Source organism: candidate division TA06 bacterium B3_TA06 (assembly GCA_005223075.1).
Lineage (GTDB): Bacteria > Hydrothermota > Tepidihabitantia > B3-TA06 > B3-TA06 > B3-TA06.
Genome location: NJBO01000009.1, coordinates 47,292 through 63,722, shown reverse-complemented (window position 1 = coordinate 63,722; position 16,431 = coordinate 47,292). Strand labels below are relative to the sequence as shown.

Sequence of the window (16,431 nt, the reverse complement as noted above, 5' to 3'; positions counted from 1 at the left end):
CTTTATCCTCTACCCTATGAGTGCATCAAGTTCGTAGGGGCCGACTTTTGGCGATTAGACGCCGCTACGCGTAAGTCGGCCCGCGTAATAGTTTTCCGGGCGCACCTAAAGGTACGCCCCTACGTTCATTTGGGCTTCAGCGCACCCCCTTCGGGTGATAGGCTTCGCCGCGAAACTGAAGTCTCGCACTACGTTTAATGTGATTGCTTCGGTCGCCTTCGGCTCCCTCGCAATGACCGGAGGTGGGCGCACCGAAGATGCTTAGGTGGGGGCGATCCCCCTCAGTCCCCATTAATAAGGGGGAAGTAAAGGGGGATTAAAAGTGTGCGTTTTGTCTTGGGTTAGTGCTATGAGATGGTTCCGCAAGTTTTCCGGGCGCACCTAAAGGTACGCCCCTACGTTTAATGAGATAGTTTCGCAAGCCCGCCCTCGGTCGTCGGTTTTCCCAAAAGCATTCAGGTTAGAGGCCGGTGTCAAAGGTTGGTGCCATGAGATCGCCACGTCCTTCCTCCCTTTGGTCGTCACTCCTCGCGATGACGATCCCCCCTACCCCCCTTCAAAAGGGGGGCATTCTTCCCCCTCCTCGGTGGAGGGGGATCGAGGGGGAGGGGAATGCATTCATCTTGCCCCCTCTCCCTATCCCTCCCCCCGGTGGGGAGGGAAAAATCCTGGTCGCCATGCCGCCTCCGGAGGCTAGCTCGCAATGACGAACGGGGGTAGCATGATCGCAAAGACAATTTCGGCGTTGACCCTTGCGGCCTTTTCTCCCACGGAGAAAAGGAGCACCAGCTGTCTTGACATCCTAAACTCACCTCTTATAATCCCCCATAATTTCTGCTTAATCACGAAGGAGAGATATGTTCAAGTGGATTGACAGGACTTTCATCAAGCCGGTCGAGAGCTCCAGGATGCCTCTGGGCACCTTTATTCTCCTGGCCTACGGCTACATGGTCGTCCGCAACATGCTGGAGGGCGTGCTGGAGACGCCCGGGATTGGATTTGCCGCAACCACCATCATAACCCTCGAGATACTGCTTATGCACTTCCCGTTGTTCTACTTCATGGTGTTTCTCGTTGCAATCCTCTTAATCCGCCTCATCACAGGGCACGACATCTGCAAGGTGTCCCGCGTGCTTTTTGTCTATTCGTTTATTATCCTCATCGCCCCATTAGTTGACCCCTTGTTACGTCCGGGCGGCTACAATCTTGCATATCCAGGGGATCCACGGATGATCTGGGAGGGCATCAAGGCAACTTTCGGCCTTGGTAAAATGTACTACGGCGGTTCACCAGGGATGTTAATAGAGGGTTATCTGGGCATGATACTGGTTGCGATCTACGGCGGCCTTCGCGCTCGAAAGAGGTGGCGGAAGGTTATCTCAATTCTGCTTGCTCCCCTCATTTTGATTGCGGCTACGCTTACCGCAGGCGGGTTCCAACTGGTTGTAGGGGCTCTTTTTGGAGGCGGTTCTGCCACGGTAGCATCGGCTGCCAACGTCTACAACACCGGTGGTCTGATTAGCTCTGCGACGCGCAAGTACTCGTTGGTGTTGCTTTTGCCATTGATACCGCTTCTCGCGCTCAGCTTATGGCTCTATAGCCGTGAGAAGGTTCGTTTCTTGTTTCGCTCGCTGAAGCCTTTCTTGCTTATTGTGTTTGCACTTGGCGCAGGGGCTGGGTTTCTGTTCGGCTGGCTTAACCTGCGGGACGTGCTTATTGGGGTGCCCCGTAACCCGTTTGATTATATCGCCTTGTTTGCGCTTTTGGTTCTGGGGGTTTTGGCTGCCGGGGTATTGCTCTTCCTTGGTTATGGCTACGATCCTAACCGCGAGAAAGCCGAGCGGAAAATATTCCGTCGGGCGGCCGGGGGGCTTTTTATTCTTTCTATGCTCCTTGCCTGGTGTCTAGGATATACGGCACTTTTTATAGTTATCACTTTCTTCGTCTGCGGTTTTGTTCTCAAGACGCCTCCTTTGCGTCTGTCGCGCTTTACTGTGCCCTCCTCGTTCCTCCACGCATTGGCTGTATTTCTCCTCGTGCTGGCCGGGTATTCCCTGTTCGGCATGGAACGAACCTTTAACCTCTTCCCGTGGCAGTTAGGACTGGCTGTGTTCTTGCCGCTTTGGGCTGTATTTTTAGGACGAGAGCTCATCCTGCGGCGTGCGGGGCTTAAAGCTGAAGAGGAGGCAAAGGAGTGATGAAGGGCTTGCGGATATCCGCGGGTCTTATAGTCGCGGCGGTGCTTTCGGCCGCAACTGTTGCCCTTCTCCCGCCTCTGCTTTTGGGGATTGGCACCTTGTGGTTCATCACGCCCCCCCTTGGTTTGTTTGCTGCAGCGGCAATTCTTCTGCGGAAAAACGCCTTGCTTATGGTTGCGACGATCCTTGTAGTTCTTGCCGTGAGCATTATGGGTTTTTGGCATCCTGTGCGTTTTTCACCCCGGCAAGAGCGCCAGCTTAAAGCGACCGGCTACTTCCTTAAGGGGCAAACCTTCTTCCTCCGAGGTGACTACTCCCAGGCCCTGACTTCCTATACGGAGAGCGAGAAGGCCGGGTTTCGCCACCCCTGGGTTGCCTTTCAACGCGCCTACTGCTACAATTTCCTGGGACGCTCCCAGAACGCCTACGAGATATTCGCACTTCTGATGAAGGATACGCTGCTCGCCCCCTTGGAGGTAGTCCACCTGAACTATGCCCTCTCCGCCATGAAGTCCGGCAACTATAAGCAAGGTGAGCAGGCTTTCTGGCAAGCGTTAAGCTACAACCTCCAGCCTGGATACTGCTACTATCAGCTGGGTGTCTACTATCGAGTGAGCAACAATCAGACAAAGGCCGAGGAGATGATGACCAATGCACATCGGTTGGCTTACAACCGTAGCCAGTGTTCGTCGATACTCGGGTCGATAGCCGAATCTCGCAGGGATTATGCACGTGCGGAGGAATTCTACCACAGAGCACTGCGTGAGAATCCTGAGAACATCGCGGTGCATGTAAAGCTGGGGAGCCTTCTTTTCCGCGAGGGGCGCGTGAGCGATGCCAAACAGGTGCTGCTTGAGGGGGTGCGTATATCTGAATGGATTCCCATTAACTTCAGGATTTACGCCATGCTTCTGAATAACCTGGGGTTCGTCTATGCCGAAGAGGGACAGCTTGCGAAGGCGGTTCCGGCCTTCAAGCAGGCAATTCGTGTTGACTCTGCGTTCATGGATTCCTACGATAACCTCGCCCACCTCTACATAGAGAACAGGAGGTTTTCTGATGCGGTGATTGTGCTAAGGGCGGCTCTCGAGGTTAATCCGGGCTATGGGCCGGCTCGCAGGACGCTTGATCAGCTGCTCGCTGTGCCCGAGGCTGGCCAGCCGCAGTAGCTTTCCCTTTGGGAGGGGATCAACCTGGGGGTTTTCACAGGCGTGCACGAATGGCTGCGGGAGTTCTTCTGACTAAAGGTTTATCCTCTGGTTTCTTTCTCACCCAGCCTGGGGAAGAAGACCTGCTTGCGATCGTCGGTTAAGGCGGCGGCTATCCGGTACATGCCGGGCTTCTCGGCGGTGCGGCGGGCGAACTCAAGGGTATCCTCGACATTCTGCCGCTTATCCACCACCGCGAGCGCCTTTTGGGATAATGACTCCACCTAACCCCACGTCTTAAAAAACATATAGCCTGCCACTAACTTGTCAAGTGTCCTCAGACCGACTTGTCTTCCGGGGGCGGGTGGACTCGTAACCCTTGACTGATAGCTTATCAACCCAACTTCCGCCTTGCCTCTAATCCACAGAGGGGTGGGTAAACTAATCGACAGGGATGAGCATCCAGGAGGTGTAGTCGGCTACCCCTAAGTAATCATCAGATGCGGCCACGGAAAGCGCACGACCAGGGGTTTCGATGAACTTACCTATTACGGGATTTCTGACATCGCTTACGTCTATGGGAAGAACCCCCTCTTCACCGCAGGCCACGTACAGGGTTGAGCCTTCCAGGGCCATCCCGTAGGGTTGCGTTTCGATGAAGGCGAAGGAGAGTTGTCGTGGATTCTTTGCCTCGGAGATATCAAGGGCAACAATGGCACCGATGCTGTCGGCCACGTACAGGACGTCGTCTCTGCGTAAGAGCGCTTGCGGGCTTATAACGCCTGGATAGATAGAAAGTTCGTGAATTTCCTGATACTTATTCCTTACCACCATCACCCGCAGTCCGGAGTCGGGGTCGGCCACGTATATGATGGAATCCTTTGCCGCCACGTCTACTGCCTTAACACCCTGTAAGGCTACCTTCTGCTGGAGCGGACCGCAGGGGCAGATCAATAGGACCCTTAACCCTCTGTCGCCTGCGGCAAGGAATATCAGATCCTCGCTCAGGGCAAAACGCTGAGGCGTACCGGGCTGACGCAGATCGAACTTGCGTTCTGCAAAGGGGAAGGTCTTCAGGTTAAATATGGATGCGCCGCGGTCTGCGTCTGCTACGTAAAGGTATGTTCCAGAGAGCAGAACCCCTGCGGCCTTTTTAGGCGCCGGCTCGGCATGACCCCAGGCTACGGACTCCTCCCCTTCCAAAAGTCTCACGATACTTGCGCCGTTCCGATCCCGTGCCACCGCCCAGAACGCGCCGCTTTGTGCTGTATGAACCGAGGGGGAGTTCTGCTCAAGACGGGCGGCTACCTTCAGCTCCTTTGGGCTCTTGCCTTCAAGACGCACCAAGCCTCGCTCACGAAGTGCCAGGAACACACCCTCCTTGGTCGCCAGGATGCTCGCAACGTCCCCCTGGCGGAACGGCTCGGCTATCTCCAAACGCTCGCCACGGAGGTTGAATACCGAATACCCCGCATATCCATGGGCGGCATATAGATGCTTGTTGTAATAGGCAAGCGAGACCACCTCCGAACCGCTTGAGAAGCTCTTTTTTCTCTGGGGAGAGGAAGGCTCGGCAAGAGAGAAACCGAGGATATCTGCTGCGGTTGTTGCAACGAAGAGAAGGCCATCTGCAACCGTAAGTGCCTGGACACCGGAAACATCCATGGTCCGCACAATAGAGGGATTCTCTCCAAGCTCAATAATCACAACCCCGCCCCTGCCGCACGCCGCATAGAGGAACCCACGGTAGATAAAGAGGTCTTTCACCGCGGCCGGTGCATCAAACGTTGCAATAACCTTTGGCTTTGAGGGGTTCGAGAAGATTACAATCTTTGCCGAATCCGTACCCGCTACCAGCAAATCCTTGCGGGCCGCAAGCGCCGTCACCTTCCCCGGGACAGGATAGGTGGTCAACATCTGGGTTCCCTTGGTCGAAATCTTGAACTCGGTGATCTGGTTGCCTTCACCAAGATATACTTGCTTGCCCGCCAGTGCTATCTTTCTTGAGTAGTGTGGTGTGGGGATATGCTCCTGAGCACTGAGATCTGCAGGAACTATCGTAAGCCCGAAACCACTTGCGGCGTAAAGCGTTCCCCCAACATCAACCAGATCCGAAAAATCCCCTGATATGAAGTAGTTACGCCCCTGCTCGAATAAGACCTCCACCTCAGACGATGCGGTCATCAACGTTAAAAGTAATGCTGCGAACACCTTTTGCTCTCCTTTAAGGTTGAATCTTATAGGCCTCTATAGAATAGAGGGTCGAGACGAGAAACCTATTTTCAGATACAGCCACCCCCATCGCCGGTCCCACGTCCAGCGTGGTGACGAGTTCAGGCGATTGAGGTTTGGATATATCCACCACGTGCACCCCTGCGTCCTGTGCCGCTATCAAAAGATGATCCTGGTAGCGCGCCAAGGCTATGGGGGCACCCTCCAGTTCAAGCACAGCGAGTTTCTTCGGCCGTGTGGGACGTGCAACGTTGATAACAGCGAGCGCCCCTGAGGAATCAAGGCCAAAAAGGAGGTCTTTGTCCGCATACAACCTTTCGTAGTCACGTTCAAGCGCGAGGCTTGCCACCTCCTCCGGGTTGGTGCTGTCTGACCACTCGATTACGTACATGGCAGGCGGATTGGCGGAGACGAAGGCAAGCTTATCTCTGATCTTCACATCCAGCGCCTGACCGCCGAAGCTGTAACGTCCCTGCTCCTTGAACGGCCCGCACGGACAGCGCCACCAGATCCCCACGCCCCGCTCATGTTCTGCCGCAAGGAGCATCTCGCCCTCCGAGTCCACCCCCGATGTCACCGACTCAAACTGCAGGAAGGTGCGTTTCTCCAGGCGCATCGGGTTCTTTATCTCTACCACCTGCATTATGTTAGCGGTGGTCAGCGCGTAGACCTGCGAGCCAAAGAGATATGCCCTTCGGCAGTCGGACATCTTTGAGTTCTCGCCAAGGAAGGTCAGGGTGTCTCCAAGCCCGACGGTCCTTATCCCGGCCTCGCCTGATGCAAGGACCGCCACCCCGCCCCGGGTCAGGATGTCGTAACCGGAACCGGCACCCCTGTAGAACAGTCCATGCCCTGCCAGGGGTTTGGTTGAGAGATACATATGCCCTATGCCTACACCTGTGAGTACAAAGCAGTCCTCGTCTGCTTTAACAAGATCAAGCCCTATCCCAGGCAAGGGTTCCCTTTGAATCTCCCGAGGTTCCCGGGGTGCCTCAATTGAGAAGAGAAGAAAATCGCCGGTTCCGCAGGCGGCTGCAATCCTCTCATCGAATAGCTCCAGGCTCATTACCTCACCAGTAGCCTCAATACGCGTAACGACCTTGAGTGAGTTGCGCCTGGGCTGGGTCACCCAAAGCCCCTGCTCGGCACACGCAAGGTAGACCGTCTGGTCTGCAATCAAGATATCCATAACCGCTGGGTCACCCTCGATCGCTACTTTCTTTGCCTGTAAGGCCTTTGCCTCAAGATCCAGCACAAAAAGCCCACCTGTGTCTGCCGCCAGATAGAGCCTTGCTCCATTGCCAACAATCCTTACAGGGGGCATGGGTAGATGGATCGGAGTAGAAGGGGAGCTTTCGCCTCCTCCAATATCCATACCATAAAGTTGTCCGTTGGCATCCGCGAACCAGAGCTTGCGCCCAAAGAGTTCCAACGCCGTTATCGGCTCGGTATGCAGCCATTCTACCTGCGGTTCTGCTTGGGAAAAGCCAGCTGTGTCTATTACCGCGAGGCCTCTGCTTCCCCCTACAAAGATGCTAGACTCATGGCGCACGATCAGGTTAGTTCTACCAGAAAGCATGAGCTCGGCGTGGCGCTTGAGGGTCCTTCGGTCGAATATGCTTACGCCTCTGCCGTCGGCTACGTAAAGAAGGTCCTCGTCCGCCACGCCTGCCTGGAAGTGACCCCCAAGGAGCAGCGAGGAGGTATGTTCAAATCCCACCTGCAGGAAAAGGATTAATGTAAGAATCATTTCGGAGTGTTCCCCAAAAGACCAGTTAGAGCCGGTCTATAGACCGCGCATGTCAAATGCACGCTCCATGTTAGGCGGCGGATCCACGTCAAATAGATTATCCTTGCGCTGACGCTTGAGGCTTACCGTCCTGATATTGACCCGGGTCGATGCCGCATCCTGGAACGGGAAAAAGAGAGACGCGTTCATCTCTATCCTTGCAGGCCACATCCACTTCTTGTCTACAGAAAAGTCGTGGAAGGTGATCGTGCTTTCTCCTCTCGTCATATTCAGCAGCTGTTTGCTCTCCGAATCGAAGGAAAAAATAACCCGGTCCTGCTCGACTGCAAGGAGCGAACCTTCGCGGTAGAAGGTGTCGGTCTCGGTAAAACCCTTGGGGAAGATGCCGAAGATGCCTAGAAGGTTCTCAGCCGAGAAAGGCACGTTGCTCAAGGAGGGAAAGCTTTGATCGCGGAAGGCGGTGAGCTTTACGCGGCGAGCAAAGTCATATATCCAGACCGTATCGGCTATCCCCAGCATATAGATAGCGGGTGCTCCACCAGGTAGCCGGATATCCAGGGCGAACTTCTCTTCTTCCGCTTCCCAATAGAATCGAACCGGGGCCTCAAGCACCACTTTCTCAGTGCTGTCGAGTAGCGCTATGATTCCGCCCGCAGCCAGATAATCGGGGGTGGTGATTTCGGCCAGGAACCCCAGTTCCTCAGGGTACTCGCTTGCCCCTATAGCCATTGCGGGCAGAGCCAGGGCAAAAAATAATCCCACAAACCACGACCTTCTATTGATACTTCTTTTCATCGATCCTCCTAAACGGCTGATTAGTAGAGAATTATAGGATGGGTCTGGCTCTTGTCAAGGCAAGCGAGTTCGTGCGCGGGTAGATAGTTGCCCGGGTTGGGGTATGCGAGCAAGGGTGTTATTAGGAAAAGCGGAGAGCTCCTTTAGACTTACAAAAAAGGAATTAACCAAACAGATCCACCGTCTATGCAGATTAACTACAAGAGATCATACGTCATGAATGCCCTCGAAGCAAGGCTTTTGATCATTGAACACTATCTAGCCTACAATGTAGCGCAGACACTCTGTCTCTTTTTCGGGTTTGAACAGACAAGCTCAAGCGTGGCAGTTCTCAACCTCTTGCTACCTGGTAACGATGTATTGGACTATCTACAATGATGTCTTGACAATGGACATTTCGTCCTCTTTTGGGACGGTAGGTTGAGGTCTTGATTTTTCCCGCACAATGTATAAAGTATGATGTGCGTTTTGTAGACGAGGTAACGATCCGGGTGGCTGCAGGTTCAGGCGGGCGAGGCTGCGTGAGCTTTCGCCGCGAGAAGTTTGTTCCCAAAGGCGGGCCTGACGGCGGGGACGGAGGCGACGGTGGATCTATCTATCTCGTTGGGAACCTGCATCTGGCCACGCTTGCCGATCTTGCCTACCACGTCTCCTACCGCGCTGGCAAGGGCGGCAACGGTAAGGGCAAGAACATGCACGGCGCCAAGGGTAAGGATGCCGAGATCAAAGTTCCCCTGGGTACCGACGCCTACGATGAAGACTCGGGTGAACTCCTGGGCTCGGTCCTGGAAGATAGCCAGCGTCTTCTTGTGGCTCGCGGCGGACGAGGCGGTCGAGGCAACGCGCGTTTCGCAACACCTACCCACCAGGCCCCGCGCGAGCATGAGGAAGGAAAACCGGGCGAGAGGCGCAAACTCAAGCTCGTTCTTCGCCTCCTTGCAGACGTTGGGATTATCGGTCTGCCCAACGCTGGCAAATCCACACTCCTTAAAGCACTCACCCATGCCGAACCCAAAATCGCATCCTACCCCTTCACCACCCTTTCACCCAATCTGGGCGTGCTGCGTGACGAATGGCTCTCGGCTACCATCTCCGATATCCCAGGGATAATCGAGGGTGCGGCCCAGGGCAAGGGGCTGGGCCTGCGCTTCCTGCGTCACATCGAGCGCACGAGGCTTTTGGTGTTTGTCCTTGCCGCAGACGAGAATCCGGCAGTGGCCTATCAGACGCTTCTTGCAGAACTTGCAGCCTACAACCCGGAGCTTGCCGAGCGCCCGCGGCTGATCGTGGTTAATAAGATGGATCTGGTTAAAGAGAAACCTTCTATCCCCGACGAGAAGGGTGTGTCGTATATCTCGGCCCTAAAGAAGCAGGGGTTGGCCGAGGTTCGCAAACGCTTAACCGAAACTATCAACAAGTGAGGAGCTATGGGGCCATTAAGTCTATCTGAAACCCTGCCTTTATTTACCCGTAACACACCAAGTAAGTTGTGTTACGGGAGAAAGGTGTGTTATTTCGTTGCCGATAGCGCGTTCTTTCCAATAATTAATGAGGATGCCCCGGAGGGGTACGGGTGAAGAACGAGGCATACGTTGATCTCCTTTCGGTCGAGGGTTTGGGACAGACGCGTATTGCCCGGCTCATGGAGATCTTAGGTTCGGCAGAGGAGATACTCGCGCGTTCAAAGGCTGAGCTGACGCAGGCGGGTGTTCCACAAAAGATCGCCGCAAGGATAGCTTCCTATTCGCGTTCAAAAGAGGCAGCAGATGACTTGAAGTGCCTGGAGCGCCGTGGAGCGAAGATCATCACCATCCTCGATGACGACTATCCTCTGCTTCTCAAGTCCTCGCCCCAGCCTCCGGCGGTGCTTTTCGTGCGGGGAGAGTTAAGAGCTGAAGAGAAGCTTGTTGTGGCGATGGTGGGTACCCGCACGCCTACCGGTTACGGCCGGGCCGCGGCCGAGCGACTTGCGCGCGAGCTTGGTGCACGAGGGGTGGTGATCGTTTCAGGCGCGGCGCGCGGGATAGACAGCCTGGCGCACAAGGGGTGTCTTTCTGCGGGCGGGCGCACCATCGCGGTCCTGGGCTGCGGGATAGACATATCCTACCCGCCGGAGAACGCCGAACTTTTCGACCGTATCGCGGCGCAGGGTGCGGTTATAACCGAGTTCTTGCCTGGCGTCATCCCTGCACCTGGACTTTTCCCGCGCCGCAACCGGATAATCGCCTGGCTCTCGCACGGGGTGGTGGCGGTTGAGGCAGGGCCAAGATCAGGCGCTTTAATCACCGCGCGCTGGGCCGCAGACGCAGGGCGAGACGTGTTCGCGATTCCCGGAGGCATCTTCAGCGAGCAGTCCGCGGGCACGAACAGGCTGCTGCGCGACGGTGCAAAACTGGTCTCAAGGGTCGAGGACATCCTTGAGGAGTACGCCGCGGTGTATCAACCTGTAAGCGTTGAAGGTACGCAGGATATGCCGGACGACTCCGCGCTTTCTGACGAAGAGAAGCGCATCTACCGATTACTTGGTCCTGAACCGATTCATGTGGATAACCTTGTGGATAGGTTGGGGATTCCTTCGGCGCAGCTGCTCCCAACCCTCTTAAACATGGAACTTAAGGGCGTGATAAAGCAGCTGCCCGGGATGCGGTTCGTGCGGGTTTTGTAATCACCCCACGAATCTGCTTCGCAGCTTCGCGGGGACCACAAAAGCTTTAGAAGGTGGACAAATACCCCCCAAAAACTATCCAAAAGCTACCCAAATAGTGGACATCCATTGTCAATCTCAAGGAATAATGTTTTCATCTGGGAGAGCTTAAGAGTTCAACTGAAGGCTTGACACATTGGGATATTTGACTATACTAATAGTACGATAGTTCTCTACCTTTGTAGGGAACCCATAGAGGTTTCGGCCGCTGAACCAATAGTAATCAGCGGTCTTTTTTCTTTGGAATCTGTACCCGCGGTTTAGACTTTATCATTTGCAAAGGCCACGGCTTTGCAAGAAAAGCCGTTCTTATTACACCCGTATCCCAATCCTCCTTTTTCACTACAACAATATAGTTGGATTGTACCACGAAAACAAGCCTGGTTGGATCTATTCGTTTCTTGACTCTATCCCAACCTTGAAAGATTTCTGCGTCTCTGTCTTGTAGCGCGGCGGCAATCCAATCAATCCTTTCCGCTCTATCCCTGGCGAAAGTATCTTTATGATCAGGAAGTTTCTTGCTACTTTCATAGAATAGATGTTCGAAACTGCCTCGAGGGAAAAATACCCTCATACCGAAGAAGGTGTAGATTTTCCTGTTACAGTACTTGTGGATGTAATGGTTCCGGTACTCGTCTATCCCTCTGTAATATACAAGTGGAGGGTATTCCTTCAACGGAGATCACCGTAACCGGATTTTGAAGACGTTGAACTTCTTTTCTTCTCGGCTCGTAGGTTTTATCTCACGCCCCAGATGGCGCTCTATTCGTTCAACGATAGCTAACTTTGCTCTGCTCGTTTTGAGAAGGTGCAGCTTGTATCCGGTAGCTCCCAGAAGAACATCGGCCAGTTGAATCAATACGACCTCTGCCGAAGGAAGGGCCTGAAGCTCAATGGATTCAACCTCAGGACATGCGTTCTTTAGAACTTTCTCCAAGACTTTAACCCTGCTGGGAAGCCTGTTAATCTTGTAATCTAAAAAAACCCTGTAGGCAAATCCAGGATGGAATCCGTTTTTGAGCAATTGGTAGTAGAGCTTATAAAAACCAAGCTCGGCATCCTCTTCATGGAATCTTTTTAAGTCGAATTTGGTGCTGTCAACAACTATACACCTGAAGCCAAATTCTTCCCCCTTGGCGAAGAAAAGATCGATAAGGTCCTCGAAGAAAGGCAAACTCGACGGGGCTACATCCTTCCATTTAATCTCTCGGTTGAATCGGAAATCCCTTTTAATTGCTAATATCTTTTCCTTGATCTCTTGCCGCATTTGGGCGGGTAGCCATACGCCTCCAATTAATGTATATCTATAGGGACCAGGAGACTGGGAGCTGAGAAGGTCCTGACGGCTTTCGTCGCAATAGACTTCAAAAGTAAATCTATGTGGCATTGTTTGTTATTCTATCTTCGGTGGTGAGTATGTCAAGACAACCATTCAACGGTGGTGTCAAGGGTTGCGGGCCGACCTGAAGGTCGGCCCCTACGATTACCCCCCACCTCCCCATCAAGTGCGGAGGGCCCTGTTGCCTCATATAAGAATTCACTTGACCGAAGGACGACGGTGACGGAGTAAACAGGTATCGGTTGCCTCATTTAAATTCTTTCCGCAGATGTACCCGACCGGGGCACGCTGAGCCTGTGCTACATGCCCATAGTTAACGTCATCGCGAGGAGCACAGCGACGCGGCGATCTATTCCCGAAGGGAATGCGCCTTAGTTAATCTGATTGTTCAGGGAGATGTAGAACGAACACTCTTGCCCGTTTGGATATGATGCACTTTATTCAACGGAGTCAGTCCTTCGCTTAGGGAGGAACGCCAGCATCTTCTCACGCTTCGCTCGTATACCCTTTGGGGTTGGCTCTACAAGATCCATTTCAACAAGTGCGTTTACGTCTCTTGTGATTGTCTTGGCAGTCTTTCCCGCATAAGCTTCGGCTAAGCGGGGACTGATATGTCGAATCTCTGACACAGGCACAGGTTCTTCCTTGTAAGAGAGGTCCAGCGCCAGATGACGACGTCGCCTCGCCACATCACCAGGCTTGTCTTTGAATGCTCCATGGATGTAGTCTCTCCAGGATACGTCCAAGACCTGTATCTGAATAACCTGCATCTGTTCGTTTAAACCATCTAAGAACCCGCGGACTGCATATTTAATGAACGGAAAGACTTCACCACCTGATTGAGAAGCTTGATCCAATTGCCTGTAATACTCATTGCGGGTGAGATTATAGTGATTACTCAATAAGTGAACCGCCAATGTTGGCGCTCCAGCGGCAAGTAGAATCTGAAACTCCATCAGTCTGGCTGTTCGTCCATTGCCGTCACCGAAAGGATGGATCCAAGCCAAATACAGATGAGCAAGTACCGCCCTGATTAATCCAAAGACTATTTCGTCGCCTTTGGGAGCACGAAATCTTTCCTCGTTAAGAAAATCGCACAGACGTTTTAAAAGATATTCGCAATCTCCGAGAGGTGCTCCTTGATACCGAGCGACCACCACTGGGTAGTCTCGTATTTCTCCAGGTATGACTTCCTCTGCCAGCTCAAGGTCTTTAAGAACAAGTCGGTTATACCCTTTGATTTTATCAATACAAAGGTCGTCAGTATCCTTTCCGACCAACAACTCCTCAGAGAGCAAATTGCAAGCTTGGATAATGTTCTTTACTTCTTGAGCGAGATACTTCTTGGAAGGTGGAAGCGTCAACTCTCCATCAACCAGTTTCAAAGCCTCTTCTTCAGATAGGGTATTACCCTCAATAGCTGTGGTAGCCAATGCCCCCTTAGCTAAATAAATCTTGTGAAGTCTACCAGCTGTTGCTGGCTGCAAAGGCAAACCGGCCAGATACTCACATTTGGCTTGTACCTCACCAAGTGCCAGCCAAAGCTTATGATCAGCCTGATGCAAATCCAGGCTGAATTTTATCCAGGGATGTGTCCTCTCGTATGTCCTCATAAATGTCTCCTAAGATGTCCAACGATATGTCACAAAGAAATCACCTATTTACTTGACTTAATGAGCAATTTTTGTTAAAAATGTCTAGATTTGTGTCCACACCCATGTCCAAAGTATAGTCAAAGAATGAAAGATGTCAAGGTGCATAATCTTGACTAACTCCGTAGGGGCCGACCTTTAGGTCGGCCCGCAGGTTTTTCGGGCCATTTTACTTGACAAACGCCCTCAAATCTCTTATTATTTCATAACAATTTGGACTAGACGGCGGAAGTCAGGGAAGGCCGTGAGAATCGGCCGCGGTGCCGCCACTGTGATCGGGGACTGAGCCTCCGAAACGACTTCAACAGTCGTAGCCACTGTCCTAAAATCGAGGTTTAAGCCTTGAGGATGGGAAGGCTGGAGGCGAAGAATGATCCGTAAGCCAGGAGACCTATCCGCCAAGACCCCGCACGAGCATCCCGGGCCAGGATGGGCGTGTGGTTTTCCTAACGGTCACAACTTGGAGGCTTATATGGTCAAGGCCCTTGCTATCAGTCTGGCGCTTTTTGCCCAGCCCGACGAGCTGCCGGTCTACGAGATGCCCGAGGTTATCGTCACCGCAACCAGGCTCTCACTTCCTGCCGAACTCTCACCATGGCCGGTGGAGGTCTTAGTAGTAGAAGAAGACGAGGTCACCGACCTCACCGATGTTCTTGCACAAAGCGTATCTGCAGACGTGCGATCATACGGTTATGAGGGACACTCCGCCTTTCCAATCCTGGGTGGAATCCTGGCATCCAGAGTACTGGTGCTTTACAACGGCGTACACATGAACTCCCGGCGCGACGGGGTGATAGATCTCTCCCTTATTCCTATGGCACCTGGCGACCGGGTGGAGATCGTTAAGGGTCCCCTATCCGCGCTTTACGGGTCTGCAGCCATCGGAGGCGTGGTAAACGTTATTCCATCGAAGAAGGATGGGCTTGCTGCGCGTTTTACAGCCACCGATCAGTGGGGCATGAACACCAGTGCACGAGGAGCAATCAATTGGGGAATACTGGGAGCACGTGTTACCGGTTCCTACCTTACCAATCCTGGATTCCGGCACAACGACGATGTAATGCGGTATAGTGGGGGGGTAGGATTCTGGATCGCTCCCACCGATGCATTCAACATCGAACTCAACACCGCCTATACCTGGCGCCAGATGGGTGTGCCAGGACCTGCACCTGACACATCAGATACCGCCTTCGTGCCGCCGATCTTCGGCGATTCCCTGGTTTACTCCCTTTACGACCGCCAGGCCGACAAGCTCATGCGCGGGAATCTGAAAACCTCGTTCGGAAAGCAAGCCTTCTCCGGCTACCTGAACCTATACGCGGTGAACCAGGATTTTATCTACGATTGGCCGCGTCAAGGGCGGTGGGGGGAAGGTTCGTATACCGAACTTGTAAACAACCAATACGACGACCTTCGGCTAGGCGGTGATCTGCAGCTTTCGGCACAGCTTGCCCGGCGGTTCAGGCTTGCCGGCGGACTCTCGATTGAGAAGGAGATGCTACAGGTCAGAGGTATCTATACCGACTCTGCAGCCGATACCGTCATCTGGGATTATTCCTGGGACGCCGACGATTCCCACCTCGGCATCTGGACCGAGCTACTGGCCGAACTGGGTGTCTTTACCCCCAGCGCCGCGGCACGACTGGATCTTTCAGACCGTAACGAGAGCTTCTTCTCACCCGAGTTGGGGTTGAGCGTGGTTCCCATCCCGGAAAAGCTCAAGATAGCCGCGGCTTACGGGCGATCGTTCCGTGCCCCCACCCTGAACGACCTGTTCTGGCCTGCAGACGAGTACTCGCAAGGCAATCCCGATCTGGTGCCTGAGCGCTCTCAGAGTTTTGTGCTCTCAGCTGATGCCAGGCCGTTCCGGTTCCTTAAGTTAAGCGCTGCGGGCTCGTGGAAGGATATAACGGATATGATCTCCTGGCTGCCTTTCGAGGGTGGTATCTGGCGGCCTGAGAACCTGGATCGGGTGACGATCTGGGGCGGAGAGCTGTCTTCATCCTGGCAAGTGGCAGAAGGTCTTTTCTCCGGTTCCCTGGGTCTTGCCTACAACCATGCCACAGAAACACGTACTATCCTTACCTACTCCAGCGGCACAGAGACCGAGGTGGACACGGTCGAGCGTCAGGCCGCGTTCATCCCGCCGCTTATCCTGAAAGGAGACGTTGCAATCCACGCCTGGCAGGGGGGTAAGATCGAAACCGCTGTCGCATGGACCGGTGAGCGCATCAACTACTACCCGGACTACTCGACCTATCCTGAGATCGGGGTGATCGAAAAGATCATAAGGCCTTCCCTGAAACTCGATGCCACCGTCTCCCAGAAGCTGTTTAATCTCCTTACTGTCAAGATCGGTGTGAAGAATCTTACCAACGATCAGACCGCCGCACACTTCGGCGGGCTGAACGACCTCGACTATCCAACTGCTCCCAGAAGGTTCTACGCCGGGTTGAGCATTAACTACTGAGGGAGAGGATAGTTGAACGGCCTAAATAGGCCGTTCAACACTCTTCAGATATAGGCCAGACCGGGCGAACCTGATACCCAAAGGGCACGTGGAGGTTCGCGCTACATGCTTTGGGACAAAAGGAGCATGCATACTTGACAAAT

General features: G+C 53.5%; 12 protein-coding genes and 1 riboswitch. Of the genes, 5 read left to right on the top strand and 7 right to left on the bottom strand.

Annotation, left to right across the window (positions count from 1 at the left end; all coding sequences use genetic code 11):
* The first annotated feature begins 857 nt into the window (after positions 1–857).
* Together CEE36_06685 and CEE36_06680 are read left to right on the top strand one after the other, a co-directional pair.
* Complete coding sequence (locus tag CEE36_06685) at positions 858–2,198, top strand: hypothetical protein (protein TKJ42764.1); 1,341 nt, start codon at positions 858–860, stop codon at positions 2,196–2,198.
* Positions 2,198–3,367: a hypothetical protein gene (locus CEE36_06680; GenBank protein ID TKJ42763.1), complete on the top strand. Its 1,170-nt coding sequence runs from the start codon at positions 2,198–2,200 to the stop codon at positions 3,365–3,367. The genes CEE36_06685 and CEE36_06680 overlap by 1 nt, the downstream gene beginning before the upstream one ends.
* Positions 3,368–3,447: 80 nt before the next feature.
* Here the strand turns inward: CEE36_06680 and CEE36_06675 are convergent, their stop codons facing one another.
* From CEE36_06675 to CEE36_06660, 4 genes are all read right to left on the bottom strand, one after another.
* Entirely contained in the window at positions 3,448–3,630 is a 183-nt protein-coding gene (locus tag CEE36_06675) for a hypothetical protein (GenBank protein TKJ42762.1), read from the bottom strand.
* A gap of 157 nt (positions 3,631–3,787) precedes the next feature.
* The gene (locus CEE36_06670; GenBank protein ID TKJ42761.1) at positions 3,788–5,530 is read right to left on the bottom strand and encodes a hypothetical protein; all 1,743 of its coding nucleotides are present in this window, start codon (positions 5,528–5,530) and stop codon (positions 3,788–3,790) included.
* 40 nt (positions 5,531–5,570) lie between these two features.
* The gene (locus CEE36_06665) at positions 5,571–7,328 is read right to left on the bottom strand and encodes a hypothetical protein (GenBank protein TKJ42760.1); all 1,758 of its coding nucleotides are present in this window, start codon (positions 7,326–7,328) and stop codon (positions 5,571–5,573) included.
* Positions 7,329–7,364: 36 nt separating this feature from the next.
* The gene (locus CEE36_06660; GenBank protein TKJ42759.1) at positions 7,365–8,123 is read right to left on the bottom strand and encodes a hypothetical protein; all 759 of its coding nucleotides are present in this window, start codon (positions 8,121–8,123) and stop codon (positions 7,365–7,367) included.
* 461 nt (positions 8,124–8,584) lie between these two features.
* On the opposite strand from CEE36_06660, the gene CEE36_06655 reads away from it, so the two are divergent.
* Together CEE36_06655 and dprA are read left to right on the top strand one after the other, a co-directional pair.
* Positions 8,585–9,544: a GTPase ObgE gene (locus CEE36_06655; protein TKJ42791.1), complete on the top strand. Its 960-nt coding sequence runs from the start codon at positions 8,585–8,587 to the stop codon at positions 9,542–9,544.
* Positions 9,545–9,696: 152 nt separating this feature from the next.
* A complete protein-coding gene (gene dprA, locus CEE36_06650) occupies positions 9,697–10,788 on the top strand; it encodes a DNA-protecting protein DprA (GenBank protein ID TKJ42758.1) in 1,092 nt (363 codons plus the stop codon).
* Positions 10,789–11,050: 262 nt separating this feature from the next.
* Here the strand turns inward: dprA and CEE36_06645 are convergent, their stop codons facing one another.
* From CEE36_06645 to CEE36_06635, 3 genes are all read right to left on the bottom strand, one after another.
* The gene (locus CEE36_06645; protein TKJ42757.1) at positions 11,051–11,503 is read right to left on the bottom strand and encodes a hypothetical protein; all 453 of its coding nucleotides are present in this window, start codon (positions 11,501–11,503) and stop codon (positions 11,051–11,053) included.
* Positions 11,504–11,509: 6 nt separating this feature from the next.
* Complete coding sequence (locus CEE36_06640) at positions 11,510–12,214, bottom strand: hypothetical protein (GenBank protein ID TKJ42756.1); 705 nt, start codon at positions 12,212–12,214, stop codon at positions 11,510–11,512.
* A 389-nt stretch (positions 12,215–12,603) separates the two neighbouring features.
* Positions 12,604–13,779, bottom strand: a complete 1,176-nt coding sequence (locus CEE36_06635) for a hypothetical protein (protein TKJ42755.1) — start codon at positions 13,777–13,779, stop codon at positions 12,604–12,606.
* A 273-nt stretch (positions 13,780–14,052) separates the two neighbouring features.
* Positions 14,053–14,211: riboswitch (cobalamin riboswitch) on the top strand.
* Between the two features lie 79 nt (positions 14,212–14,290).
* Here CEE36_06635 and CEE36_06630 point away from each other — a divergent pair.
* Positions 14,291–16,288 carry a hypothetical protein gene (locus CEE36_06630; GenBank protein TKJ42754.1) on the top strand — a complete coding sequence of 666 codons (1,998 nt, stop codon included), beginning with the start codon at positions 14,291–14,293 and terminating at the stop codon, positions 16,286–16,288.
* The last annotated feature ends 143 nt before the right edge of the window (positions 16,289–16,431 follow it).

Excerpts from the sequence above, each read along its gene's own strand:
- CEE36_06685 (TKJ42764.1), top strand. The coding sequence starts at position 858 with ATGTTCAAGTGGATTGACAGGACTTTCATCAAGCCGGTCGAGAGCTCC.
- CEE36_06680 (TKJ42763.1), top strand. The coding sequence starts at position 2,198 with ATGAAGGGCTTGCGGATATCCGCGGGTCTTATAGTCGCGGCGGTGCTT.
- CEE36_06670 (TKJ42761.1), bottom strand. The coding sequence starts at position 5,530 with ATGACCGCATCGTCTGAGGTGGAGGTCTTATTCGAGCAGGGGCGTAAC.
- CEE36_06665 (TKJ42760.1), bottom strand. The coding sequence starts at position 7,328 with ATGATTCTTACATTAATCCTTTTCCTGCAGGTGGGATTTGAACATACC.
- CEE36_06660 (TKJ42759.1), bottom strand. The coding sequence starts at position 8,123 with ATGAAAAGAAGTATCAATAGAAGGTCGTGGTTTGTGGGATTATTTTTT.
- CEE36_06640 (TKJ42756.1), bottom strand. The coding sequence starts at position 12,214 with ATGCCACATAGATTTACTTTTGAAGTCTATTGCGACGAAAGCCGTCAG.
- CEE36_06635 (TKJ42755.1), bottom strand. The coding sequence starts at position 13,779 with ATGAGGACATACGAGAGGACACATCCCTGGATAAAATTCAGCCTGGAT.
- CEE36_06630 (TKJ42754.1), top strand. The coding sequence starts at position 14,291 with ATGGTCAAGGCCCTTGCTATCAGTCTGGCGCTTTTTGCCCAGCCCGAC.